The sequence below is a fragment of the Psychrobacter sp. SCQQ22 genome (genome assembly GCF_015864605.1).
GTDB lineage: Bacteria > Pseudomonadota > Gammaproteobacteria > Pseudomonadales > Moraxellaceae > Psychrobacter > Psychrobacter fozii.
On the sequence record NZ_JADYWZ010000001.1, the window covers coordinates 651,281 to 674,317 of the forward strand.

The window sequence follows — 23,037 nt, forward strand, 5'->3', positions numbered from 1 at the left end:
TGCTGGCTAGGTCGTAAACCTAGTGCGTTGGGTTAACAGTCTGGTTCAAATCAACACGCTATTGTGTCATCCTCGCTTGATGTACTCTGGGTACAATCTGCGCTCGGTTTCCCTATATCGCATTCATTTGAAATAGACTTTGTCAGTTCAAAATGGGTTATAACACTAGTCTAATTGTGGAATTAAATAATGCGCGCGTAGTGTAGCAAATTTTAGGGAAGTTTTGAATACTTTTAAGGAATGGCATCACCATGCGCAAAAACTGGCTGGAAAATGCTCATTTCTCTATCTAAAGCATTATTAAAATATATCTCATTCAACTCTACTCTAAAATATATTCACTTGGCATTACACACAACCAAAACACGTAAGCACAAAATGCGCCAACGCAGCCTAATATTAAACTCATAGATAATAGAAGTTGAGGCGACCGTACTTCTGGGAAAGTACTTATAAACAATAGAAGTGCAGGTGATATAAAGCCAATAAATATGTAGGCAAAGCCATTTCTAATATTTAATTTTTTTAAAACCAGATGAGTAGGAATACCGATTAATATTGAGCTTATAAAGCTTATAGAAAAAACTATCAAAACTACTGATAGTAACGAGTAGATATTTAAGCCAAAAATTAATAAAGTCATTATGACAATGGATGGGGCAAGAGAACTGTAGATAACCGCTTTTATAATATCCATCATGATTTCTCCGAAACATCTAATCGCGATTTAATCTTTACAAAGTCTTGTTTTTCCATAGTTAATACAGGTACTAACTCAGCTCGATAAGCTAAATCCTCTGGTAATTTAATATCCCAAACTAGCTTTAGATGCTCTAGTAGTTTCAATACCCAAAAGCCTGGATCAGATTGTCCTTTGTATAGTCCTAAACGTGCAGAGCCAGGGTAGGCATGATGGTTATTGTGCCAAGACTCACCCATCGAGAGAACCCCTGCAAACTTGATATTATGACCCTGTACAGCCGCACCTTCGATATGCCAGTCTCTATGACCTTGGTTATGGGCAAAATGACCGACTAACCAATGTCCAGTTATCGATATAAAGATACGCATGGATATCCCCCAAACTACCCATGCTATGCCACCAAAGTAAAACAGTAATAGCGCATAGGGCAGTTGTTGCCACATCCACGTTTTTTCCATTAGTAGATAGACTTTGCTGTTTTTGACCCGTGGTTCAGGTATGAAATTTGGAGGATTATCTAAGACTAAATCACAGTTTAATTGTTGCCAACCATCTCTTGCCAAGCTATTGCCATGTCTTAGATAAGCGTGACACTTAGCCTGACGCTGTGCCCAATCTCGTAAATCATGCTGATGCATCATGCCGAGTGGTCCTGCCATACCGACCAAAACGCCAAAATGGACGAATAAATATTCTATCCACAATGGACATTCATAGCTGTTATGAATGAAACGTCGATGCATGCCTAATGAATGACCTAAGCATAAGGTAATACCTGTAAATAAGACGAAAACCAGTAACGCGCTCCATGAAAAAGTCAGAAACCCTGCAACTATAGCGATTGATGTATGGCATAGATACCAAGTTGATTTTAGCGGTGACCAAACCATTCGGCCTTTTTCAGCATTGGTTAAACCGCTCTCAACCATTCTAGGTGTGCCTTCTATTACTACTGTCTTATTAATATCAATCATCGCACTATTCCTTAGTCATGATTTTTCAAGTATGATAATAACTAGGTAATGAAGAGTTAATTAGTTATTTAACTCATTAGTTATTTAACTCATTAGTTAAATAGTTTAATGTTATTTAGGATAAATGCAAGAATTTATTTAAGCAGTAAGATAGAGTGTCTTAGAATGACAATAATCAAAAGTATCATGATTAGAATATAGCGATCAAAAACGGAGCGCATTATGGCTGAAAAAGAAGATTCTGCAAAAGTGTTTGAGGCATTATCCTCAACGCCTCGGCGTCAAATTTTAAGTTATTTATCTAGTACAGATATGACATCAGGTGAGATTGCTGATAGATTTGAGATGAGTAAACCTGCGCTTTCAAAGCATTTAAAAGTATTAGAAAATGCAGGGTTAGTAAAAAGTGATAAGCGTGGTCAATACGTTCATTATTCTATCGTAGAGGATAATTTGGTCGCGACTTTAGTCAATTTTACGGCAAGCTTTTGCCCAGTCGGTAGTCCATTGAAGAAGGAAAGCAAAAGAATAGCTCAAGAGAAGAAAGATGTAATCAGTAACCAATAGTTAAAACTGCGTTGATTATCCAAACACAAAAAATCCAGCTCAAAGGCTGGATTTTTATTTTTAAACTAAAACTGTATATTGCTAGATTTACTTACTCTGGAACCACGTATCCGCTTGGCTACGAGCGCTAGCGATGTCTGAGCTTGATAAGTTCAATGCCAACTGACCAATCTTACCACGAGCTTTGGTGCGTACTTTTTCGTCTAGCATGCCATCACGGGCAGCCAAATCATACCATTTATAAGCATCGACCAAATTCTTTTGCTTTTCATCTAACAATGCAAGCGTATAGCTGGCACGGTTGTCGCCACGCATGGCGGCTTTTTCTAACCAACCACGGGCTTGTTGTAGGTTAGGCTGTACACCTTCGCCACGCAAATACATGATAGCCAAATTCAACTGAGCAGGAGCAACGCCTTGTTGAGCTGCTTTGGTATACCACTGAATGGCTTGTTGGGTGTTTTGTGCAACACCTTCACCTTTCTGTAAGCGCTTGGCTAAATAGAACTGAGCATGGTCATTGCCTTGGGCAGCACGACTGGATAGCTCGCTGATTGGCATTAGCTCAAAACGTGACGTATCAAGTGGTACGTTTGATATTAACTCAGCGTTGGCAAGACCTGCACAAGAGAACAATGCAGTAAACAACACAGCTTTTAATAATTTCATAGCAGCTCCAAAATTAGGCAGTTAATAAGCAAAAGAGTTGCACCGCTAAAGAGATTTAGACGGCGATAACAATTAGGGGACATCCAGCGAGACTAACTGACCTAATTATTAGCAATATATTTAATGTTTGAGGGTTGGTTAACCTTAATTGACACGATAAACGGTCGGAATTAGGGCGTGGCCAACATTATTTTGCTAGCTTAACACCCAAGTTTACGAAACTCAAATACTAATTACCTAAGTTAACGGTAATTTACCCAATATTGTTTGTAACAAAATCATACAGTTACTCAAATATCAATATTTTGAGGCTAAGAGGCAAGCATCTGCATTGATAATATTAATCTGATGTACGTTTAGTCACTCTGTAAATAGCGACGTCTGCTAACAGGTTGGGAGCTTGTCGAATCAATGCTTTCATCAGTGGCGTATGGCCTTTTTCAGAATCACTGACGGCAAAGCGATTGACGATATGAATGTCATGCTTGGCACAGAGTTGCTCAAAATCTTTAAACGTACACAGATGAATGTTTGGGGTGTTATACCACTCGTAAGGTAGGGCTTCTGATACAGGCATCATGCCTTTCAGCCCTAGATGCAGGCGGTTTTGCCAGTGGGCAAAGTTAGGGAAGGTGATGACGGCTTCGCGGGCCACACGTAGCATATCAAGCAATAGCACATCAGGCGATTTCACTGCTTGCAGCGCACGGGCCATGACGACGGTGTCAAAACTGTTATCAGCGAAGCGCGCTAGACCATCATTGAGGTCTTGCTCGATAATAGACAAGCCTTTTGCGATGCCATCGTTGATTTTTTCTTCGTCAATCTCAAGTCCGTAGCCAGTCACGCCGCGATTTTGTTGTAGATGAGCGAGTAGTTCGCCATTACCACAGCCTAAATCTAACACATGCGAATGCGGGGCAATCCAACGCTCAGCCAGTTGATGATCCATTCTCATGAGCAGTCTCCTGTGGCGGTACTTTTGCCAGAAATAAATGGTGCAGTCAAAAATCCTCTGACCGCGCCCATATAACGTGGAATATCAAATAAGAAAGAATCATGGCCATGCGGCGCATCAACATTGATATAGTTGACGGGTTTGCCAGTGGCCATCAGTGCATCGACAATCTCTTGTGAGCGCTCCGGTGCAAAGCGCCAATCAGTGGTAAATGAGACCACTAGGTACTGGCATTGAGTATGAGCAAAGGCCGCTTTGAGTGCAGACAGCTCTTGCTGACGATCAGATTCAATATCTTCAATCGTCGCTACTGCATCTTCTAGCTCAACTTGCGTACTGTTCTTACTAGATTCGACGGAAGCCGCGATTGAGTCTCCAATGTGCGCTGCTGACCCTGTATGGTCTTGTGCTACGGCTGATGGATAGTCACGAGTCGGATCAAAATAATCTAAAGCTTTGGTCATCAGCAGATAAGTATTGGCATCGAAATTTTCGCTAAAGCGTTCGCCTTGATAGCGTAGATAGCTTTCGACTTGGAACTCGACATCGTAGCCATACATAAACTTGCCGGATTTTAGATCACGACCAAATTTTGCCTTCATTGCATCATCGGTCAAATAAGTAATATGACCAACCATGCGCGCCAATATCAGCCCGCGACGAGGGTAGGTGCCTGCTTGTAAGTAGCGACCATCTTTGAAGTCAGGGTCAGACAATATAGACTGACGCGCCACTTCATTAAAGGCGATATTCTGTGCAGAGAGCTTTGGTGTACTAGCAATCACCACACAGCGCTTGAGTCTATTTGGATAATCAACCGACCACTGTAGTGCTTGCATGCCGCCCATGGATCCGCCAACGATGGCGTGCCATACGTCAATGCCGAGACGATCTGAGAGCATGGCTTGCGTTTTCACCCAGTCTTTAATCGTAACGAGTGGAAAGTCAGGGCCATAAACTGGCGGTTCAGTGCTATTGCTTTCGTCGTCTGGGCTTACACTTTCTGGGTTAAGCGTCGTGGGACCTGTCGAGCCAAAACAACTGCCAATGTTATTCACGCAGACCACATAAAATCGATTGGTATCGATGGCTTTATTAGGGCCAATCATATTGTCCCACCAGCCCGCCTTTTTATCATCGGCACTATGGAGTCCTGCCGCATGATGGCTACCAGATAAGGCATGGCAGATAAGTATGGCGTTTGATTTATCGCTATTGAGCGTGCCGTAAGTCTCGATTATTAAATCGAATGAGGGCAAGGTGCGATTACACTCTAAGGTCAATGGCTCAGCGAAATGAAAAATCTGGGGCGTGACGATTCCGACTGAGCCTACCGTGCCAGCTGCACTGGTTGAGTCAATTGAATCGGACGTATCTGTGGGGAACTGGTCACTGGTATTATCAGGGCGTGCGTTCAAAGCTACCTCGCAAGACAACAATCATCAATAAAATAAAAATGGCAACACATCGACAGACTATTGTGCCGATACCGTCTTACCTACACTGTGTTTATAATGCGCCTGCCTATTGTATGGCGATGCGCATATGAGTACAACCTTCGATCTAGGTCTTTCGTGCTTGGTTGTTATAGCAGATGCATAATGGGTAGATAATAAACAAATAGCAACTGAGTATCAAATTGTATAAGTGCGCTTTTACCCTGCGTTATTAATGGATAAAATGCTACACTAATAAGGCATTTATTTAATAATGACTTAATAATCTTTTACCTGATGTCTTTTTAATTAACCTAATAAAATAGTGCTGCTATGAAACCTAAACTGCCACCACGTATTGCCGTCCTATTAGTGAACCTAGGTACACCAGATGAGCCAACAGCACCTGCTGTACGTCGTTACCTAAAACAGTTTTTGTCAGACCCACGTGTGATTGAGATTCCTAAATTTTTATGGGCGATTATTCTCAACTTGTTTGTATTACCCAGCCGCCCTAAACGTGTGGCAAAAGCATACGCCAGTATCTGGGAAGGCGACTCGCCGATTCGTAAGATATTAAAAAGCCAAGTTGAGATGTTAGAGCCACGGCTAGCAGATACTGCTGCACCATTTCGCGTGTCTGTGCATCCTGCGATGAGTTATGGCAATCCTGGTTTGCCTGACGTGATGGATAATCTACGCAGTGAGGGTGTTGATCATTTTGTTATTTTGCCATTATTTCCGCAATACTCAGCCTCTTCGGGCGGCGCGGTTTATGATGCATTGACGAAATGGACACTGAAGCAACGTAATTTGCCAAACTATACGATAGTCAAAGATTACTTCGCGCATCCACTTTATATCCAAGCATTGGCAGATTCGATTCGTCGCTTTCAAGCTATACATGGCAAGCCTGAAAAGCTGATGTTTAGCTTTCATGGTATTCCGCAGCCCTATGCTGACAAGGGTGATCCGTATCCCAAGCGTTGTAAATGTACCGCAGCACAAGTTGCTCACGCGCTTGGTCTAACAGAAGATGAATGGATTATCAGTTTCCAGTCGCGCTTCGGTAAGCAAGAGTGGGTCAAGCCGTATACTGATGTCGTATTGGAAGATTGGGGCAAGTCTGGCGTGCGCTCGGTACAAGTGATTAGTCCAGCATTTTCAGCGGATTGCTTAGAGACACTAGAAGAGCTGGCCATCGAGAACCGTGAAAACTTTCTCCATGCGGGCGGACAAGAATATCACTATATTCCAGCCTTGAACCTTGATGATGCGCATATTGATTTGCTTGAAGCGCTTAGTGCACCATTGGTTAAAGGTTGGGCAGGCACACTGGATGGTTGGGCTTAGTCACTGAATTTGACGGCTAGATGTCATTGATATAATGGCTATAATGAATAAATCATAAAAAATACCGGACATAATGTTCGGTATTTTTTTGTATGTGTTCTATCAATAGAATAAAGTTGAGATTTTTTGTTGCTGGTATGTAACAATGTGCCAAGCAGATTTTTGTTTTGTGCTGTTTGCTATTTTTACATAGTTGCTTAATTTTATATTTGTACCACTTTATTTTTGAGGATAAGCATGTCTAGCTTGAACGATTCACTGAACCCTATATCATTGCAAAAACCTAACGGCCAACCACCGAACTTACCGCCAATGGATGAATATGGTAATTTGTTGCCACAGTTATTAGCAGAACCACGAGTTTGCCAAGCAGGATGGGGTGTAAACTGGATTACCAAGGCATTTGCAATATTTAAAGATCAATTCTTATTGTGGTTAGCGATTGGTGTTGCTTACCTAATCATCGCTGTCATTGGTAGTAGTGTCCCTGTGATAAACTTTATTTTCCCTTTCATATCTTTTGTATTTGTTGGTGGAATCATAAAGGGCTGTGCTGACCAAGCTACGGGCAGAGAGTTAAAATTTGATCATCTCTTTTCGGCCTTCAATACTCATCTTATGCCATTAATTGTTTTATTTGTACTGTATCTAGTGGCTATGATTGTCATGATGATACCGATGCTGATCGTATTCGGCAGTATGTTTGCATCCTTAGCTCAAGAGTCAAGTGATGTTGCGATTGTAGGCATGGCGATAGGGACTTTATTGGTTTTTTTACTGTTATTCCCTGTATTAATGGCCATTTGGTTTGCACCTGCTTTAATTGTACTTCACGACATTGAACCTGTTCGAGCGATGAAAATGAGCTTTAAGGGCTGTTTAAGAAACATTCTACCGTTTTTGGTTTTTTGGATAGTTGCTCCCATAATTATGATATTAGCCGTCATCTTTACATTGGGACTGGGTATTCTAATACTGCTCCCAATAGGTATGATTACTTATTACACCAGTTATCGTGATGTGTGGACCGATCAGCCGTTATCAGCGGCGTAAGTCATGTTTAGTAAAAATGGTTTTTAGCAAAATCTAATCTATTTTATGATCGATAAAAAAGCACGCTTAATATAATTAAGCGTGCTTTTTTTTGACCAAAGTGCTGTATCAACAGTCGTATTAATTGCTAAAAATCATCATCGTTGCTACGTTCAGCCGCTTCTCTATCAGCGATATCCATCGCATCTGGATAATCGCTATCATCAAGATTGTCTTGGACTAAGATCTCATCGACACGCGACTCATCAATATTTTGGCGATGCATCGGGGTTAGTCCTTGCGTCGCATCACTGCCTACTTGTGAGTTGTCAAACCCTGCACTATTATCAATGACATCGTTATTATCAATGGTATGTAACATCGGATTGTCTAAATCAATTTCTTGGCTGTTATCATTGATACTGGTATCACCTTCTATGTGATCCATTTCTTCTGGTAATGGGCTTTTAATGTTATCCATAATGCTTTCCTTATTATTATTGATCATTGTGATTTGTCTTATTTATCATGATCAGTGTGACGCGTTATGGGTATCACTGATAGTATTAAGGTGTCACAGGATGTTCAAAAAATGTAAGGCACAACTTTTAAGATGAGAACATACTAGAGTAAGAAAAAAGGCCACCGAAATTCGGTAGCCATTTTTTATACTTTAATGGGCGTAGTGTTGCTAGCCTAATGCGCTACTATGCACCCACTTTAGTATTTACCCAACGTATCAATGAGTCAGGGGCCACTTGTGCTAGTGTCTGAAACAACTTAGCTGGAAGGCCGACAGAGTAATGCGTGCTTCTAAGCTTGCGATTAGGACTCGTGGTGAGTTTACATAGAGTTTTTGCGACATCATTGACGTCTAGGTTGATGCCTAAGCGATCAATACTGGTTACTTCGATGTCCGCTGTCATGTCAGATTTGACCCATAGCGGCATGACGTCGATAACCTTGATGCCCAACTTTTCATACTCAATATTAAGTCCTTCGGTGAGACCTCGTACAAAGAACTTACTGGCAGCGTAATTCGCAACTTCAGGCTGACCATAAATAGCAGACGCAGACGATACATTAATGATTTTGCCGTTTTTATTATCGGCTAAATAAGGTGCCAGTTTATGACAGCCAATGAGTACGCCTTTACAGTTGACGTCAATGAGAGCCAGTTGGTCATCTAGGTTAGTTGTCGGTAATGCGCCAGTGACCAGTACACCAGCATTATTAACCAACGCATCGATACTGCCAAAATTATCAATCATCTGAGTAATAGCATTGTCCCATGAGTCAGGCTGAGTAACATCAAGCTGACCCGTTATCACACGCTTTTGTTTGAGCGATTTTTTAAATGCTTTATCGGTAATAGCCTGTCCAAGCGTAGTAGTGTTAGTAGCAAATAGCCCGACATTATGACCTTTTGCCGCCAGCTTTTTTGCCGTTGCCAGACCAATGCCTCGTGATGCGCCTGTAATCAATATGTTCATAGTCATTCACTCAATAGTTATTCAGATGCTGTAAATTAAAGGTTAATGCCAGACGTCAATATTGAGCGACAACACTAACATGATGGCCACAATTGTCATTGTTTTTGGTGTTTGCATTTCAGTATAGCAAACTATGGCTCAAACATTACAGCTGTACTGATTTGATACTTTGCGATGGACATATGGCAATACTTACATGACAATACTTATATGATGAGAACTATATCGTGATGACCTCTAATAGAATTTAATTGCATCACAAATTAATCGGCATTATCTGCCGTTATTGTCGATTTAGCACAGTGAATTTTTGCTGATTGCTTGGTAGGTTGTCAAACGTCGATAATTTGAATTGTAATAAGTAAATCAGCGCAATTATATAGATAATATTCTCTGACAGCTCTTCGACGACCTCGCCAAACTCATGTGGGAACATAATCGCATTTTCACCCATATATTGCAGTACTGCTAAGACAGCAACACCCAGATATAACGATTTTGGGACATTTTTCAGAACGCTCCAAAAATAATGGCGCGCACGAACTAGCAATATAAGCGTAGCCACAATGATGACCAGTAATACCCTGTCTTCCCACCAGTCGTAAGAATGGCCGAGCAGCACAAAGTCTTCTGGTACCAATAAATCAGACAAATAACTCAGCTCTCTGCGAATAACACTGAAGAAAACTAAAACGGAGGCAAGCCAAAAGTGGCGACCCTGTAGGACGCGGCTTTGCACTGAATATTGTAAGCAGCGTAGCAAACATAAGGTTAAGATAATGGCTTCACCAATTTCGATAATACTATTTTCAGTGATAATGGTGGTCTCCTGATTCATAAAATACAAAAAGTGAGCCCAAGGGCTCACTTCAGAATGAAAATTATTTGGCTATATATAACTCAATAGGCCGCTACTATAACGCCAAATCCAACCTCATGTTGTTAATTAATATAACTAATCGGTCATAATTCATTGTTAATGTAGGCAGCCTAATACTCTTTAATGTAAATATAACTATCAATGGTTGCTATTGATTTTGGTTCAGAAAACTTGACTGGTAGTAGGGTTAGAACAAAGCTTCCATACGTAGCAAGGCAGAAGGGTAATGGTCTTTATCTTCTGTTTTGTCATTATAGTAATTTAGCTCTGTCTGCATATATAGCCATTCGCGCCAAATGGGTTGGCGATAACTAATGGCAGGACCATAACTGTTTAAAGTTGACTTATCACTTTCAAAATAACCACTGGCAGAGAGTCCGTAGGCTAGCTGTTTCTCATTACCTAAATAATGCACCTGTCTCAGGTCGTTATCCCAGTCTTTGCGCTCTTCTTCGTCTTGATTACGATAACGAACAGTGGTGTTATTATTGATAAATCGCTTGGTATCTGCGCCATATTGTAGATTTAATCCACCTTTGACATAGTGCTCACTATCAAGTCCATAGCGATAAAAACTATCACTAGTCACTTCTAGTTTTTTGCTTTTATACCAGTCTTTATCGATACTTACTTTTAGATAAGGATCGTCCAGTGAACGAATCCCGATATCGACATCTGTGTTCACACCTAATTGATCTTCGAGCTCGTCATTAAAACGTGTCCAACGTAGGGCAATAGAGGCGTTGTCTTCTCGCGTTTTTTTAGTATTAATAAGTCTGTCTTGATTGTTGGAGGTTGCTTGATAAGTATTGCCTGTCGTGCTTTGTTTTAAAAAAGTATCTTCATCCAGCTCTTCATCACCAATAATCAGACTTAGTTGTCTCTCTAACACAGGCAAGCGTAAGCGACCACGAATCCTCGGCTCAACGGTGACATCACTACCTGTTTTGGGATCATTGGCCCAACGTGTATCTAGCACGACTCGTAAGCTGGCTTTGGCAGGCTTTTTGGGATCGGGTTCTCCAAACCAGCCGTCCATTTTATGTGCCCATTCATGCAATTGGTCTTGAACATCTTCACGGCGTTCATCTGTCCAGCCTTGCTCTTCTTGTACTGATGGGAAAGGTTGCTCGACAAGTTCTTCAGTAGGTTGATAGCCAAGTTGATCAAGAATTTCATCGCGATTGGGATCGTTATCATTAGATGACGAAGCCGTTTCTGTATTTACAGATTCTAGCAATTCTGAATCTGTAATGGGCGTAGCATCTGCCCATACTGGCGTGCATAAACCTAAACTGGCAATTATATAAACGGTACAGGTGTTAAAGTTTGCTGATGTCGTCATGAAGGGTTTCAATTGTTTTGGTCTCTGAAAAGGGTAAACAAAAGTATTATGCCATAGGTCGTTAATTATAGGGAAGTTGTGGCTAGGAATACTTTACTTCTGATGAGCGAGGGATGACTTTTACTTATAGCTGCATAGCAAGGGAGTTTATCTTTCATGATGGAGGAAGGGACTATTGCTGATATTAGTGCATTACTTAATAGGTCTTCGAATGTAAAAAAGGCTAAGCAAAATGCCTAACCTTTTTTATTAAAAAGTACATAGAATAAATTCTATACTGTAGCTATTAATGCGCCTCATCCCAGTTCTGACCACTATCCGTCTCAACCAATAGCGGCACTGCAAAGTCCACATTCCAGCCTTTTTCGACCGCAGTAACTGTCAATACATCTTGCATCGCATCGGTAATCAACTGGCTAATCTCATCAACTTTATCTGCATCAACTTCGAACACTAATTCATCATGGACTTGTAGCAGCATTTTAGCTTGCTCTTTTGGCAACACCTTATCCACGGCAATCATAGCAAGTTTGATTAAATCTGCCGCTGAGCCTTGAAGTGGCGCATTAATCGCTGCACGTTCAGCACCTTGCTTGACCATGCGGTTACTGTGAGTGATATCAGGGGTATAAAGCTTGCGGCCCAATATTGTCTCGACATAGCCTTGTTCGTGAGCGCTGGCACGCGTATTGATCATATAGTTTTTGACACCCGGGTAGCGCTCAAAGTACATATCGATATAGTCTTGCGCTTCATTACGACTCATTTGTAGCTGCTTGGCCAGACCAAAAGCACTCATGCCATACAGTAGTCCAAAGTTGATGGCTTTGGCATTACGGCGCTCAGTTGACGTGACATCTGTGACATCTTTGCCAAGCACTTCAGCGGCAGTCGCAGCGTGAATGTCGAGACCTTCGTTAAAGGCATGCGTTAAATTATTATCGCCTGAAAAATGCGCCATGAGACGCAATTCAATTTGTGAATAATCCGCTGCGAGAATCACACGACCTTCTGGAGCGATAAAGGCTTGGCGAATTAATCGACCAGTCGCGGTACGAATCGGAATGTTTTGTAAATTGGGATCAGTAGAAGATAAACGCCCAGTGCTGGTCAGTGCCTGATGATAGCTAGTGTGTACACGATCAGTTTCGCTATCTGCCACATTATCAAGCGCATCGGTATAGGTGCTCTTTAGCTTAGATAGGCTGCGATATTCCAACGTGATATCGACCAATGGATGGTCTATTTTTGACAGTACCGCTTCGCCAGTAGAGTACTGGCCTGATTTGGTTTTCTTGCCACCAGCGACGCCAAGCTTTTCAAACAGCATTTCACCGAGTTGTTTCGGAGAGCCTAAGTTGAATTCTTCACCTGCCACTTCATAAGCGCGTTTTTCAAGCGCGATAATTTCTTCATCAAAGCGTTTTGATAGTTCGTTTAAGAATGGACGTTTGATAAGAATGCCGTTCGCTTCCATTTGGCACAGTATTTCTGCCGTTGGAATCTCTAACTCATGTAGCAATTTGGCGTTATTGGCATCGTTCGCCAGCTCAACGCTGAACACCTCAAATAATTGATAGGTAATGTCGGCATCTTCACAAGCATAGTCACTGGCGATATCAATAGCGACTTGATCAAAGGTGACTTGCTTAGCACCTTTACCAGCGACATCTTCATAGCTGATGGTTTGCGTCTGTAGATAATGCCGTGCCAAGTCATCCATACCGTGACGAGTGGCGGCAGCGTTAATCACATAACTGGCAAGCATGGTATCCATTGTCCAGTTATTGGGTTGTTCATGAATGGCACCGACCAAATCGATATCATAATGACTGAGAATATGAGCATCGTATTTTAAATGTTGACCGATTTTACCGATGTTTGAATTTTCTAAAATTGGCTTTAGGCGTGTCAAAACGGTGTCACGGTCGAGCTGTTTAGCGGTTAGTTCATCACCTTCTAGACTATGCGTCAGCGGAATGTAATATGCTTCATGGGCTTGCACAGCAAAAGAGAGACCGACGATTTCAGCTTGACGCCAATAAATACTGGTAGTTTCAGTATCAATGACAAAATGAGGTACAGACTCTAACAATTGGACCAGACTTTCAAAGGCTGGTTTGTCGAGCACTGTATGCCATGCTCTATCATGCGCTTTGCTATCTTGGATATTTTCAATACTGCTTGATTGTAGCGACTTGGCTACTTGCGCTTGTGATTCAGCATTCGCTTGACTGTCAGCAACACTCTGCGAGCCGTTTCCATTAGCATTGGCTGGATGGTTTGGGTGGTCGAGAGACGCTAGCTCGTTTCTAAACTCTAGCTCATTATACAATTCGCGTAATTCGTCGATGTGGGCACTAGGGTCAGTATTAATTTTTAGATCGTTCCAATCTTGACCGATACCTAAGTCTGTCACGATGGTAGCTAGCTTCCTATTAAACGGGATATCGTCAGCGTGTTCAATCAAACCTTTGGCACCGCGACCTTTGATAAAACCAATATGCTTTAACATATTGCCGATATCGCCATACTCAACGAGTAAGTCTTTTGCGGTTTTTTTACCGATGCCAGGCACGCCTTTGATACCGTCTGAAGCATCACCCATTAACGTCAAGAAATCAATCATCTGATTTGGGTTAATACCGAATTTTTCGATGACAGCTTCTGTGTCCGTAATTTTACCCGTAAAGCTGTCTTCTAAGATAACGCAGTCATTGACCAGTTGCATCATGTCTTTATCACCCGTTGAAATGACGACATGATGACCTTCAGCGACAGCGCGATGGGCAAGTGTACCGATGATATCATCAGCTTCTGCACCCTCAATACGCAACAAGGGAAGACCTAAGGCGGTGACCAAACGATGGATATAAGGAATCTGTTCTACTAGCTCTACGTCGATGGGCGGGCGAGCTGCTTTATAGTCAGCAGACATATGATGACGAAAAGTCGGTGATTTGGTATCGAAACAGACGGCCATATGCGTAGGGTGATAACGGCGCATCAGCTTGAGCAGCGCATTGAGCGTGCCACGGATGGCGTTGGTTATCAGGCCTTGCGAGTTTTGCATGGTCTTTGGTAAGGCATGATAAGTGCGAAACAGATAGTAAGAGCCATCAACCAAGATAAAAGGTGGTTGGTTTTTATCGACGTGACTGGTATCCATCGTCGCTACATTTGGCATGGTCTCAAAGTTTGGCAATGCGGCAGGATCAATCGCTTGATGGGAGTTGTGGTCACTGTCGGTGATGGAGTCGGTCATAGGATCAGTCATAAAGGTCACTTATCAGCTATTAGATAGAAATATGTGCTTATTATAACGATAAAATCCGTGTGTGCCGAACTGCTTAATCATTACGAGATGTTCAATATCACCTATTGAATTGCCTATTGATATGAATGGTGCGTATGGGAAGACAATTGAATCACACATAAAAAAAGAACCCAGCGTGAACTGAGTTCTTTATTTCATAGCTTATCTAACAATCAAACAGCTTTAACAATCAGGCTGCTTAACCGTCAAGCTTGTGTTATTTTACTTCTGAAGTTAATTCTACATCGATGTTGCCACGTGTTGCTTTTGAGTATGGGCATACTTGATGTGCTTTTTCAACCAGTTGCTGAAACTCATCAGCAGACAGCTCAGTGTTTTCACCAATGACATGGATTCTAGCTGCTAGCTTATAATCAGGGCCTTCGCCTTGTAATAGGTCTACTTCTATCGACGTTTTTGAATCAAACTTTGCTTTTTCCATTTGCTTAACAGCGCCAAGTGCACCGTCAAAGCAAGCGCTGTAACCTATCGCAAACATCTGCTCTGGGTTATTGCCATCTTTGCCTGAGCCTGGTGCTACCATATTGATAGTGAGATCGCTGTCGCTCAAGCTGGCTGAACCCGCGCGGCCGCCAGTAACAGTTGCTTTGGTAGAGTATAGAGTTTTCATAACACATCCTTTTTTGTTGTCAGTTTTTATAGTTACTTTATATTTAACGGGTACGTTTTGATACGAGCTTCAGCATAACAAACCATTAAGTCAGCTGTATAGGTCAGGCGTAAATATATACTGTGGAATTGTAATTAAAGGATTCAGTGACGATTTTTGGATCTAGGGCGTGTCCTCATTTTAAAAATGGTGATAAAAATGAGATAAATCGCAGTCAAACAAGGAAAATAGCGCAGATAATATCGAGATATTAGTCAGCTATTTGACGCCATTTGGCAAGATTTAGCCATTTTTAACCCATTTAGATAACTATCGATTGAATTGAGGACACGCCCTAGTATTCGCTGAAAACATAGATGCAGCAGCCATTCGTTTGGCAAACGACATCAGATTTATCAGCGGCCCAAATTGAACGCTACTATTAATTCAAAAATTGCGCCAATAGGCTCTATTTGACTGTTAGGGAACGTTTTTTTGTATGCTAATTCTGCACCTTGACGCTAAATCCGCTACAATACGCCCATTATTTATTCTATTTATTCAGATTACTGTCTAAAGACAGCCTTTTTGAAGTTAAGGTTGAAGCCAAAAATTATGAGCGTAGATCCAAAGAAACTAAACAAAGAAGTCGCCAAACGTCGTACCTTTGCCATTATTTCACATCCCGATGCTGGTAAAACCACCATGACTGAAAAACTGCTACTGTGGGGGCAGGCGATTCAGGTAGTAGGCGAAGTAAAAGGCCGTAAGACTGATCGTCATGCTACCTCAGATTGGATGAGTATGGAGCAAGAGCGTGGTATTTCTATTACCACCTCAGTTATGCAGTTTCCGTATCAAGATCATATGGTGAATCTACTAGATACACCGGGTCACGCTGACTTTAGTGAAGATACTTATCGAACCTTGACCGCTGTAGATAGTGCGTTGATGATGGTTGATGGAGCAAAGGGTGTCGAAGAGCGAACCATCAAGCTGATGGACGTGTGCCGGATGCGTGACACACCGATTATCTCATTCGTTAACAAGCTCGATCGTCAAATTCGCGAGCCGCTTGAGCTACTTAGTGAAATCGAGTCAGTTCTAAAGATTAAATGTATTCCAGTGACTTGGCCTATCGGTATGGGACAGGATTTCGTTGGTGTGTATCACTTGACTGAAAACAAAACCTACTTTTACCAAAAAGGTAATGGCGGCAAGATGACGGTCTCTGAGACTCGCGAAGGTTATGATTATCCTGATATACGTGAGCGTCTGGGGACGTTGATGTTTGATGCCTTTGAAGAGTCGCTTGAGCTGGTACAAATGGCGCTAGAAGAGTTTAGTGTTGAAGCATTCTTAGCAGGCGAGATGACGCCAGTATTATTTGGTACAGCGCTGGGTAACTTTGGTGTCAATATGGTACTTGATACTTTGGTCAAATATGCACCGCCACCCAAGGCGCATCCGACTAATGAGCGTGAAGTCGCCGCGACTGAGACTGACTTTAGTGGTTTTGTCTTTAAGATTCAGGCAAATATGGATCCGCGTCACCGTGACCGCATTGCATTCTTACGAGTCTGCTCAGGCAAGTACGAAAAAGGCATGAAGCTAAAGCATGTACGTTTGGGTAAAGACGTACGTATTGCTGATGCTTTGACCTTTTTGGCAGGTGATCGTGAAGCATTAGAAGAAGCGTATCCAGGAGATATTATCGGCTTGCACAACCACGGAACCATCTCAATCGGTGATAGCTTCACAGAAGGTGAAGAGCTAAACTTTACCGGTATTCCACATTTTGCGCCTGAATTGTTCCGCCGTGTGATACTCAAAGACCCACTAAAATCTAAAGCGCTACAAAAAGGTCTTCAGCAGTTAAGTGAAGAGGGCGCAACACAGGTCTTTATGCCGCAGATTAACAACGATTTAGTCTTGGGTGCAGTTGGTGTGCTACAGTTTGAAGTGGTGGCGCATCGTCTCAAAGAAGAGTATAAGGTTCAATGTATCTTTGAGCCTGTATCTATTGCAACGGTACGCTGGATTCACTGTGATGATGAAGTGGCACTGGCCAAGTTTAAGAAGAAAGCCCATGACCAGTTATCGCTCGATGGTGGTGGCTATCTGACGTATCTTGCACCGTCACGGGTTAACTTGCAGTTGATGCAAGATCGCTATCCAGAAATCACTTTTAGTAATACTCGTGAGCATTAAAATCCATTATCCCACGATATGATTTATCTCTAAAGACACGCTAGCCGTGTCTTTTTTATTACCTATAGTTTATGTACCAGACGTTCAAAAACTGGTAATTTCTTAAAACACAAACAGTGTTCCTACAATAACTCACTATTGTTACGGTAGAATGTTAAGCAATGTTGTATGTTTATGAAAGAGGCTATATGAACGCTACGAATCCATTTAATATTAATAACTCATCATTACGTCTGCGCTCATCTATGAAAGCGAGTCACGCACGTCTGATGGGTCTATTGGCTAGTGGTTTTTTGCTAGGGGTCGTCGCTATACCTGCAAATGCAGGTAATCTCATTAGCAGTACCGATTATTTGAATTATGAGTTGCCAGAAAACATACAAGCACAATGTGTAGAGCGTGAAAACTGTCCAGAGATTGATATTAAATATTTGAATACCAATCATCGTTGGATCAATGATATGACGAATGAGCGTATTAATGCGTTAGTCGTCAATAGTAAACCGACTGAGTCAGCACCTATCAAAACGAAACTGAATCAGGCAGCGGTAAACACAGCGATTGATGACTTTGCTGGCTCACAATTTATAGATATTCCTGAAGGCAGTTCATGGGCTTACAGCTTGATGGTTACGCCTGAGTATTTGGGGCATGTGAGTGATTTTGAATTGTTCGAAATTGACTCCTATGTCTTCACTGGTGGTGCTCATGGCATGCCTTATAGTGAGTATTTAGTATTTGATCTAAGCACCAAAAAACAAATTATACTTGATGATATGCTTCAATCAGGTAAAAAATCAAAGTTCGAAGCACTTGCATACGACGCTTATAAAACGTGGGTTAAAACGGTGGACGACGATGTCAGTAGTTATGAAAAAAACTGGCCGTTTACATTGAGTGATAATATAACGATGACGGATGAAGGTATCGACATTCGCTATCAGCACTATTCTATCGGTCCATATGCTTATGGTATGCCTGTATTAAGCATTCCATATAGCAAGCTTGACGGTATTATCAAGCCTCGTTTTATTATTAAATAGCGCAAATAGACACGGTATTATTTATGACGGTTAATACCAAAATAGCTGTCAAATCGCTTTAAAAATTGGCAATAATTTAGCTAAAATCATTTGAAATTTAATAGAAAAATAAGGAATAGCATCATGACAAACAATATAGACAGCGGAAACCCGACACCATCAGCGAGCACTTGGCAGCTTAATGCATTAACAGAAGCGCTTGGAGAATTGACCCTGACGGTCGATGACAGCCTATCTATCGGACGTGGCAGTGATAATGATGTGGTACTCGGCAGCAAGCAAGTATCGCGCAATCATGCCGTGCTCAGCGTATTAGATGGTCAGTTATATGTAAAAGATTTGGACTCATCGAACGGTACGTTTATCAATGAGCAGCGTATCGAAGGAAACCAGTCAAGCCTATTGCAAGTAGATGACACAATTGGCTTTGCCAGTTTTAGCTTTTTGGTGAATGCGCCTGTTGCTACGGAAGATGAGTCGTTAATACCCGTAGCACCTGTAGCGGCAGAGGATGCAGCGGCTAATATGAATACTGCTGATGACAGTAATACTGAAGCTGCTGTTACTGAGGCTACTGCCAAAGCAGATGAGTTCGAAGAGTACATCATCGAACACCCAACCATCGATGAACCTGTGGTGAAAGAAACAGGTATTAAAGATATGCTGCCTGCTACAAATGAGAGTATTGAGACAGTAGCTGCCGATACAGCGTCAGAGGCAGCAGTAGAATCAACAAATGAAACACCTGATACTAGCCTGCCTATAGAGAATGCTACCAAAATAGCTGAACTAACCCCACAAGAGCCAATTGTCAAAGAAACAAATATTGAGGAAGTCTTGTCTGCCGCAGAAAGTGTAGAGTCTGCACCAGTAGATGATACTCCAGAGCTTATAGTAGAAGAAACACTAGAAGAGCCAGTGGTGGCAGAAGAACCCGTGATAGCAGAAGAAGTGGCTGAGCAGCAAGAAGTAGTAGCGACAGAGCCTGAATTGTCAGTAGTGGACGAGAGTGAGCCATTAGTAGAGCAGTCGGCTGTACATGAAGAAGCCGTGCACGAAGAAGTGATACGCGAAGAAGAAGCAGATGAAGACGTAGTGAATGAAGATCCAGTAGTCGAAGCAGAACATGACAAAACGACGACGACTGAGCTGCAAGAAGAAGCTGATCCTGATGTCTTACGTGCTAAGCAAGCAGCCACGGCACAGTTTTCAGGTACAGCCAATCTAGGCCAGTCTCGTGATCTTGGTACCGAAGGTAACAACGCGGCAAATCAGGCAGTCAACAACCCAGCCAATGCAGGACACATAGAGAAAAAACCAAGCGGTGGTTGGTTTATATGGATATTTGTTGCCATTCTCATCGTTGGGTTAGCGCTATGGTTGTTTAATAAAGGCGTCGTATAGCCGATAGTCGCTTATGTACTAGCCAGATAGTTTATATCTGTCAGCGTTAAGCTGTAAAAGCGAGTTTCTATAGCGTCAGCATTCAGTAGAGTGTTGACGCTATATTTTATCTATAGTCAGTCTCGCTTAGTCTACTACTTGTAATACTTTTACTCGCCTTCCTTGTATCCAAATTACATTAAACCGACTATACCTTTTTATTGTTTCAATTCTTTTTATCTTTTGCAAATATGTTGCTAAGAGAGCCTTACTATGATGACCTTTGAAGAATATCAGTCTTTTAAAGACCGTGGCTTTAGTCATGCACCACTGGTAAAAAAACGCCTAATGGATGCACAAACGCCAGTATCTGTGTTTTCTAAAGTACGTGATCTGAATGGTTCGGCGTATTTATTTGAGTCAGTCGTAGGGGGTGAGCGTTGGGCACGATATTCGATGATTGGCTTGGGTAGTGATCTGATTTTGCAATATACAGATGGCAATATGACGGTCAAAAGAAACGATCAGACGGATGTAAATGCAATAGATGATCCATTTGATTATATTCGTCAGCTGATGGCTCAATACAATATGCCCACAGCAGCCGATATCGCTATGCTACCGAGCTTTAGCGGTGGGTTAGTAGGTTACTTTGGCTATGACATGGTACGCGTCATTGAGCCAAGCGTGGGCTTGTCTGATGCACCCAATCCAATGTCGATGCCAGACATGTGGCTGATGCTTTCGATGAGCGTGATAGTTTTCGATAGTTTAGAAAACACGTTATCTATCATCGTCTATGCCGACTGCAATAGTGAAGAAGGCTACAGTAATGCTATCCGTGAATTAGAAAAAATTGAAGAAAAACTGGCAGAGATGCCAAATCTAAGTGCACCAGTGATGCCGACGCCGACGTTTACTTCACAAACAGGTGCAGAGAAGTACTGTAGTGACGTGGATAAGATTAAAGACTATATCTTAGCAGGTGATGTCATGCAGGTCGTTCCTGCGCAGCGTTTGACAGCTGATTATACCGGAGATTCACTGGCTGTCTATCGTGCTCTACGGTTTTTAAATCCATCACCGTATCTATTCTTGGTGCATGGTTATACGCTCGACGATCACAAACGCTTTGACATCATTGGTGCATCGCCTGAGATATTATCACGTATCGAAAATGGCAAAGTAACAGTGCGACCATTGGCGGGCACTCGTAAACGTGGACAGAACCAAGCAGAAGACGAAGCGCTTGAGCAAGAACTGCTCAATGATAAAAAAGAAATCGCTGAGCATCTGATGCTCATTGATTTGGGTCGCAATGATATTGGCCGCGTCTGCGAGTACGGTAGTGTTAAGGTGACCGAAAAGATGTTTATTGAGCGCTACTCACAAGTGATGCATATTGCTTCTAACGTTGAGGGTACGATATTGCCTGATAAAGACGCACTAGATGTCTTTTGTGCGACGTTCCCAGCGGGCACCTTAACAGGGGCACCCAAAATCCGCGCCATGCAAATTATTGATGAGATAGAGCCAGTACGTCGAACAGTCTTTGGTGGTGCAGTAGGGTACTTGGGCTGGCATGGGAACATGGATACCGCTATTGCTATCCGTACGGCTGTCATGCGCCGTGGCAAAATCCATATCCAAGCAGGTGCAGGTGTCGTCGCTGACTCTATTCCAGAAGATGAATGGGATGAGACCAATAAAAAAGCACTCGCCTTGTTAAAAGCAGTAAAAATGGCGTGTAATGGTTTGCACATTCGCTAGTTAAATAGCCATCTGGATGGCAAAAACAAATGCTTTGAGTAAAAAGCCAATTTAATGCTATATCTTTATTTATAAAAATGCTAATTTAATCAACAGCTTAAATATTTTTATTAAAATAATTGAAAAAAAGATGAAAAAGAGCTTGCGCATCTCAAAATATTTGATAGAATAGCCACCACTTTAAGAGAACAAGCCGACTTAGCTCAGTTGGTAGAGCAACTGACTTGTAATCAGTAGGTCGCCAGTTCGATCCCGGCAGTCGGCACCATCTCTCTTAAAGTAGCTTTTTATGAATATGTCTTAAACTAAAGTCATTTTTGTTTAAAGCAACCTAAGGTGGGATTGGGGAGCGGTCAAACCCAACAGACTGTAAATCTGTCGCGAAAGCTTCGAAGGTTCGAATCCTTCTCCCACCACCATATTTTCTAAGTTTGTCATAGCGCCAAGCATACTCTATATATTTAGAGACTCTCGATTAGAGTCCTTTAGAATAAGAGTAAATGCGGGTGTGGTATAATGGTAACACCTTAGCCTTCCAAGCTAATGACGCGGGTTCGATTCCCGCCACCCGCTCCATATATACACCATCGCAAAAATTATCAATAATAAATCACGATAATCAGTTTATGATAACTGTATCGTGATATTTTTTTAGTAAATCTACAATATTATTTGTACTGTAGTTATTAAAAACATGCTCATATAGCTCAGCGGTAGAGCACTCCCTTGGTAAGGGAGAGGTCTCGAGTTCAATTCTCGATATGAGCTCCATTTATTGTTTAAGCTTTTTGTGTTTGCTTTGCTATCTTAAACAGCGTTGCATCGATATCGAAAGCATAGGATATTGAACATTATAAATACAGTACAGCAATTGATGATTTAAGGGTGACACTGAGGTGTTGCCCTTTAGTGCTGTCAATTTATTAATAAATACTAAGTTTATTTGTAGATGAGCTACAGTAAGATAAATTAGTGCAACAGCGATGTTATATAATAGCTGGCAATGTTCAATAGCTTGAAAAGTAAGTATAATATTTATCTGTATGAAGTTGAACTGCATGGTTTGAATGCATAGACTTTAGCAAGATTACAGAACAGTTTTAGTAGATAAACCATAGCGTCAACGGTTTGATGGTCTTACCTGCATCATGAGCCGTCAAACAGCTATTCACTGATCTTTGATTGATAAAGATTCACCAAAAAAAAGAGGAAATACCCATGGCAAAGGCCAAGTTTGAACGTCTAAAACCGCATGTCAACGTTGGTACCATCGGACACGTTGACCACGGTAAAA

The 23,037-nt window shown here is 41.8% G+C and carries 18 protein-coding genes, 4 tRNA genes and 1 pseudogene; 12 read left to right on the plus strand and 11 right to left on the minus strand.

The window, feature by feature from the left end:
* Positions 1–322: 322 nt before the first annotated feature.
* Together I6E84_RS02695 and I6E84_RS02700 are read right to left on the minus strand one after the other, a co-directional pair.
* Positions 323–700: a hypothetical protein gene (locus I6E84_RS02695; protein WP_197215923.1), complete on the minus strand. Its 378-nt coding sequence runs from the start codon at positions 698–700 to the stop codon at positions 323–325.
* Positions 697–1,677 (minus strand): acyl-CoA desaturase, encoded by a 981-nt coding sequence (locus I6E84_RS02700; protein ID WP_197215925.1) that lies wholly within the window; start codon positions 1,675–1,677, stop codon positions 697–699. The genes I6E84_RS02695 and I6E84_RS02700 overlap by 4 nt, the downstream gene beginning before the upstream one ends.
* Positions 1,678–1,899: 222 nt before the next feature.
* On the opposite strand from I6E84_RS02700, the gene I6E84_RS02705 reads away from it, so the two are divergent.
* Positions 1,900–2,244 (plus strand): metalloregulator ArsR/SmtB family transcription factor, encoded by a 345-nt coding sequence (locus I6E84_RS02705; RefSeq protein ID WP_197215927.1) that lies wholly within the window; start codon positions 1,900–1,902, stop codon positions 2,242–2,244.
* A gap of 87 nt (positions 2,245–2,331) precedes the next feature.
* Here the strand turns inward: I6E84_RS02705 and I6E84_RS02710 are convergent, their stop codons facing one another.
* The 3 genes from I6E84_RS02710 to metX form a co-directional block, all read right to left on the minus strand.
* Positions 2,332–2,913, minus strand: coding sequence for a tetratricopeptide repeat protein (locus I6E84_RS02710; protein ID WP_197215929.1), 582 nt, complete (start codon positions 2,911–2,913; stop codon positions 2,332–2,334).
* A gap of 340 nt (positions 2,914–3,253) precedes the next feature.
* Positions 3,254–3,871 carry a methionine biosynthesis protein MetW gene (metW, locus tag I6E84_RS02715; RefSeq protein ID WP_110921706.1) on the minus strand — a complete coding sequence of 206 codons (618 nt, stop codon included), beginning with the start codon at positions 3,869–3,871 and terminating at the stop codon, positions 3,254–3,256.
* Positions 3,868–5,232, minus strand: a complete 1,365-nt coding sequence (metX, locus tag I6E84_RS02720; protein ID WP_197215998.1) for a homoserine O-acetyltransferase MetX — start codon at positions 5,230–5,232, stop codon at positions 3,868–3,870. Before metX ends, metW begins: the two co-directional genes overlap by 4 nt.
* Before the next feature lie 408 nt (positions 5,233–5,640).
* On the opposite strand from metX, the gene hemH reads away from it, so the two are divergent.
* Positions 5,641–6,660: a ferrochelatase gene (hemH, locus tag I6E84_RS02725; RefSeq protein ID WP_197215931.1), complete on the plus strand. Its 1,020-nt coding sequence runs from the start codon at positions 5,641–5,643 to the stop codon at positions 6,658–6,660.
* Positions 6,661–6,897: 237 nt separating this feature from the next.
* Positions 6,898–7,713 (plus strand): BPSS1780 family membrane protein, encoded by an 816-nt coding sequence (locus I6E84_RS02730; RefSeq protein WP_197215933.1) that lies wholly within the window; start codon positions 6,898–6,900, stop codon positions 7,711–7,713.
* Between the two features lie 127 nt (positions 7,714–7,840).
* On the opposite strand, the gene I6E84_RS02735 is transcribed toward I6E84_RS02730, so the two are convergent.
* From I6E84_RS02735 to I6E84_RS02760, 6 genes are all read right to left on the minus strand, one after another.
* A complete protein-coding gene (locus I6E84_RS02735; RefSeq protein ID WP_197215935.1) occupies positions 7,841–8,173 on the minus strand; it encodes a hypothetical protein in 333 nt (110 codons plus the stop codon).
* 226 nt (positions 8,174–8,399) lie between these two features.
* Positions 8,400–9,185 carry an SDR family NAD(P)-dependent oxidoreductase gene (locus tag I6E84_RS02740; RefSeq protein ID WP_197215937.1) on the minus strand — a complete coding sequence of 262 codons (786 nt, stop codon included), beginning with the start codon at positions 9,183–9,185 and terminating at the stop codon, positions 8,400–8,402.
* A 283-nt stretch (positions 9,186–9,468) separates the two neighbouring features.
* Positions 9,469–10,023 (minus strand): hypothetical protein, encoded by a 555-nt coding sequence (locus I6E84_RS02745; protein ID WP_227681270.1) that lies wholly within the window; start codon positions 10,021–10,023, stop codon positions 9,469–9,471.
* A 229-nt stretch (positions 10,024–10,252) separates the two neighbouring features.
* Complete coding sequence (locus I6E84_RS02750; protein ID WP_197215939.1) at positions 10,253–11,410, minus strand: hypothetical protein; 1,158 nt, start codon at positions 11,408–11,410, stop codon at positions 10,253–10,255.
* 286 nt (positions 11,411–11,696) lie between these two features.
* Positions 11,697–14,687 carry a DNA polymerase I gene (gene polA, locus I6E84_RS02755; protein ID WP_413786926.1) on the minus strand — a complete coding sequence of 997 codons (2,991 nt, stop codon included), beginning with the start codon at positions 14,685–14,687 and terminating at the stop codon, positions 11,697–11,699.
* A gap of 256 nt (positions 14,688–14,943) precedes the next feature.
* Positions 14,944–15,357: an organic hydroperoxide resistance protein gene (locus I6E84_RS02760; RefSeq protein ID WP_197215941.1), complete on the minus strand. Its 414-nt coding sequence runs from the start codon at positions 15,355–15,357 to the stop codon at positions 14,944–14,946.
* Positions 15,358–15,951: 594 nt separating this feature from the next.
* Between I6E84_RS02760 and I6E84_RS02765 the strand changes: the two genes are divergently transcribed.
* From I6E84_RS02765 to I6E84_RS14160, 9 genes and pseudogenes are all read left to right on the plus strand, one after another.
* Entirely contained in the window at positions 15,952–17,547 is a 1,596-nt protein-coding gene (locus I6E84_RS02765) for a peptide chain release factor 3 (protein WP_194195869.1), read from the plus strand.
* A gap of 188 nt (positions 17,548–17,735) precedes the next feature.
* Positions 17,736–18,590 (plus strand): RsiV family protein, encoded by an 855-nt coding sequence (locus I6E84_RS02770; protein WP_197215943.1) that lies wholly within the window; start codon positions 17,736–17,738, stop codon positions 18,588–18,590.
* Between the two features lie 123 nt (positions 18,591–18,713).
* Positions 18,714–19,994, plus strand: coding sequence for an FHA domain-containing protein (locus I6E84_RS02775; RefSeq protein WP_197215944.1), 1,281 nt, complete (start codon positions 18,714–18,716; stop codon positions 19,992–19,994).
* A gap of 252 nt (positions 19,995–20,246) precedes the next feature.
* Positions 20,247–21,743, plus strand: coding sequence for an anthranilate synthase component I (gene trpE / locus I6E84_RS02780; RefSeq protein ID WP_197215945.1), 1,497 nt, complete (start codon positions 20,247–20,249; stop codon positions 21,741–21,743).
* A gap of 192 nt (positions 21,744–21,935) precedes the next feature.
* Positions 21,936–22,011 (plus strand) — tRNA-Thr (locus tag I6E84_RS02785).
* Positions 22,012–22,078: 67 nt separating this feature from the next.
* A tRNA-Tyr gene (locus tag I6E84_RS02790) sits at positions 22,079–22,162 on the plus strand.
* Positions 22,163–22,245: 83 nt separating this feature from the next.
* Positions 22,246–22,319 (plus strand) — tRNA-Gly (locus tag I6E84_RS02795).
* A 120-nt stretch (positions 22,320–22,439) separates the two neighbouring features.
* Positions 22,440–22,514, plus strand: a tRNA-Thr gene (locus I6E84_RS02800).
* A 447-nt stretch (positions 22,515–22,961) separates the two neighbouring features.
* Positions 22,962–23,037: pseudogene (locus I6E84_RS14160) on the plus strand (elongation factor Tu); the annotation flags it as partial.

What these genes read in the sequence shown, in the direction of transcription:
- I6E84_RS02740 (WP_197215937.1), bottom strand. Translation starts at nt 9,185, where the DNA reads ATGAACATATTGATTACAGGCGCATCACGAGGCATTGGTCTGGCAACG.
- I6E84_RS02695 (WP_197215923.1), bottom strand. Translation starts at nt 700, where the DNA reads ATGATGGATATTATAAAAGCGGTTATCTACAGTTCTCTTGCCCCATCC.
- I6E84_RS02710 (WP_197215929.1), bottom strand. Translation starts at nt 2,913, where the DNA reads ATGAAATTATTAAAAGCTGTGTTGTTTACTGCATTGTTCTCTTGTGCA.
- I6E84_RS02730 (WP_197215933.1), top strand. Translation starts at nt 6,898, where the DNA reads ATGTCTAGCTTGAACGATTCACTGAACCCTATATCATTGCAAAAACCT.
- I6E84_RS02735 (WP_197215935.1), bottom strand. Translation starts at nt 8,173, where the DNA reads ATGGATAACATTAAAAGCCCATTACCAGAAGAAATGGATCACATAGAA.
- I6E84_RS02705 (WP_197215927.1), top strand. Translation starts at nt 1,900, where the DNA reads ATGGCTGAAAAAGAAGATTCTGCAAAAGTGTTTGAGGCATTATCCTCA.
- I6E84_RS02775 (WP_197215944.1), top strand. Translation starts at nt 18,714, where the DNA reads ATGACAAACAATATAGACAGCGGAAACCCGACACCATCAGCGAGCACT.
- I6E84_RS02770 (WP_197215943.1), top strand. Translation starts at nt 17,736, where the DNA reads ATGAACGCTACGAATCCATTTAATATTAATAACTCATCATTACGTCTG.
- I6E84_RS02765 (WP_194195869.1), top strand. Translation starts at nt 15,952, where the DNA reads ATGAGCGTAGATCCAAAGAAACTAAACAAAGAAGTCGCCAAACGTCGT.
- I6E84_RS02760 (WP_197215941.1), bottom strand. Translation starts at nt 15,357, where the DNA reads ATGAAAACTCTATACTCTACCAAAGCAACTGTTACTGGCGGCCGCGCG.
- I6E84_RS02750 (WP_197215939.1), bottom strand. Translation starts at nt 11,410, where the DNA reads ATGACGACATCAGCAAACTTTAACACCTGTACCGTTTATATAATTGCC.
- polA (WP_413786926.1), bottom strand. Translation starts at nt 14,687, where the DNA reads ATGACTGATCCTATGACCGACTCCATCACCGACAGTGACCACAACTCC.
- hemH (WP_197215931.1), top strand. Translation starts at nt 5,641, where the DNA reads ATGAAACCTAAACTGCCACCACGTATTGCCGTCCTATTAGTGAACCTA.
- I6E84_RS02745 (WP_227681270.1), bottom strand. Translation starts at nt 10,023, where the DNA reads ATGAATCAGGAGACCACCATTATCACTGAAAATAGTATTATCGAAATT.
- I6E84_RS02700 (WP_197215925.1), bottom strand. Translation starts at nt 1,677, where the DNA reads ATGATTGATATTAATAAGACAGTAGTAATAGAAGGCACACCTAGAATG.
- metW (WP_110921706.1), bottom strand. Translation starts at nt 3,871, where the DNA reads ATGAGAATGGATCATCAACTGGCTGAGCGTTGGATTGCCCCGCATTCG.
- trpE (WP_197215945.1), top strand. Translation starts at nt 20,247, where the DNA reads ATGATGACCTTTGAAGAATATCAGTCTTTTAAAGACCGTGGCTTTAGT.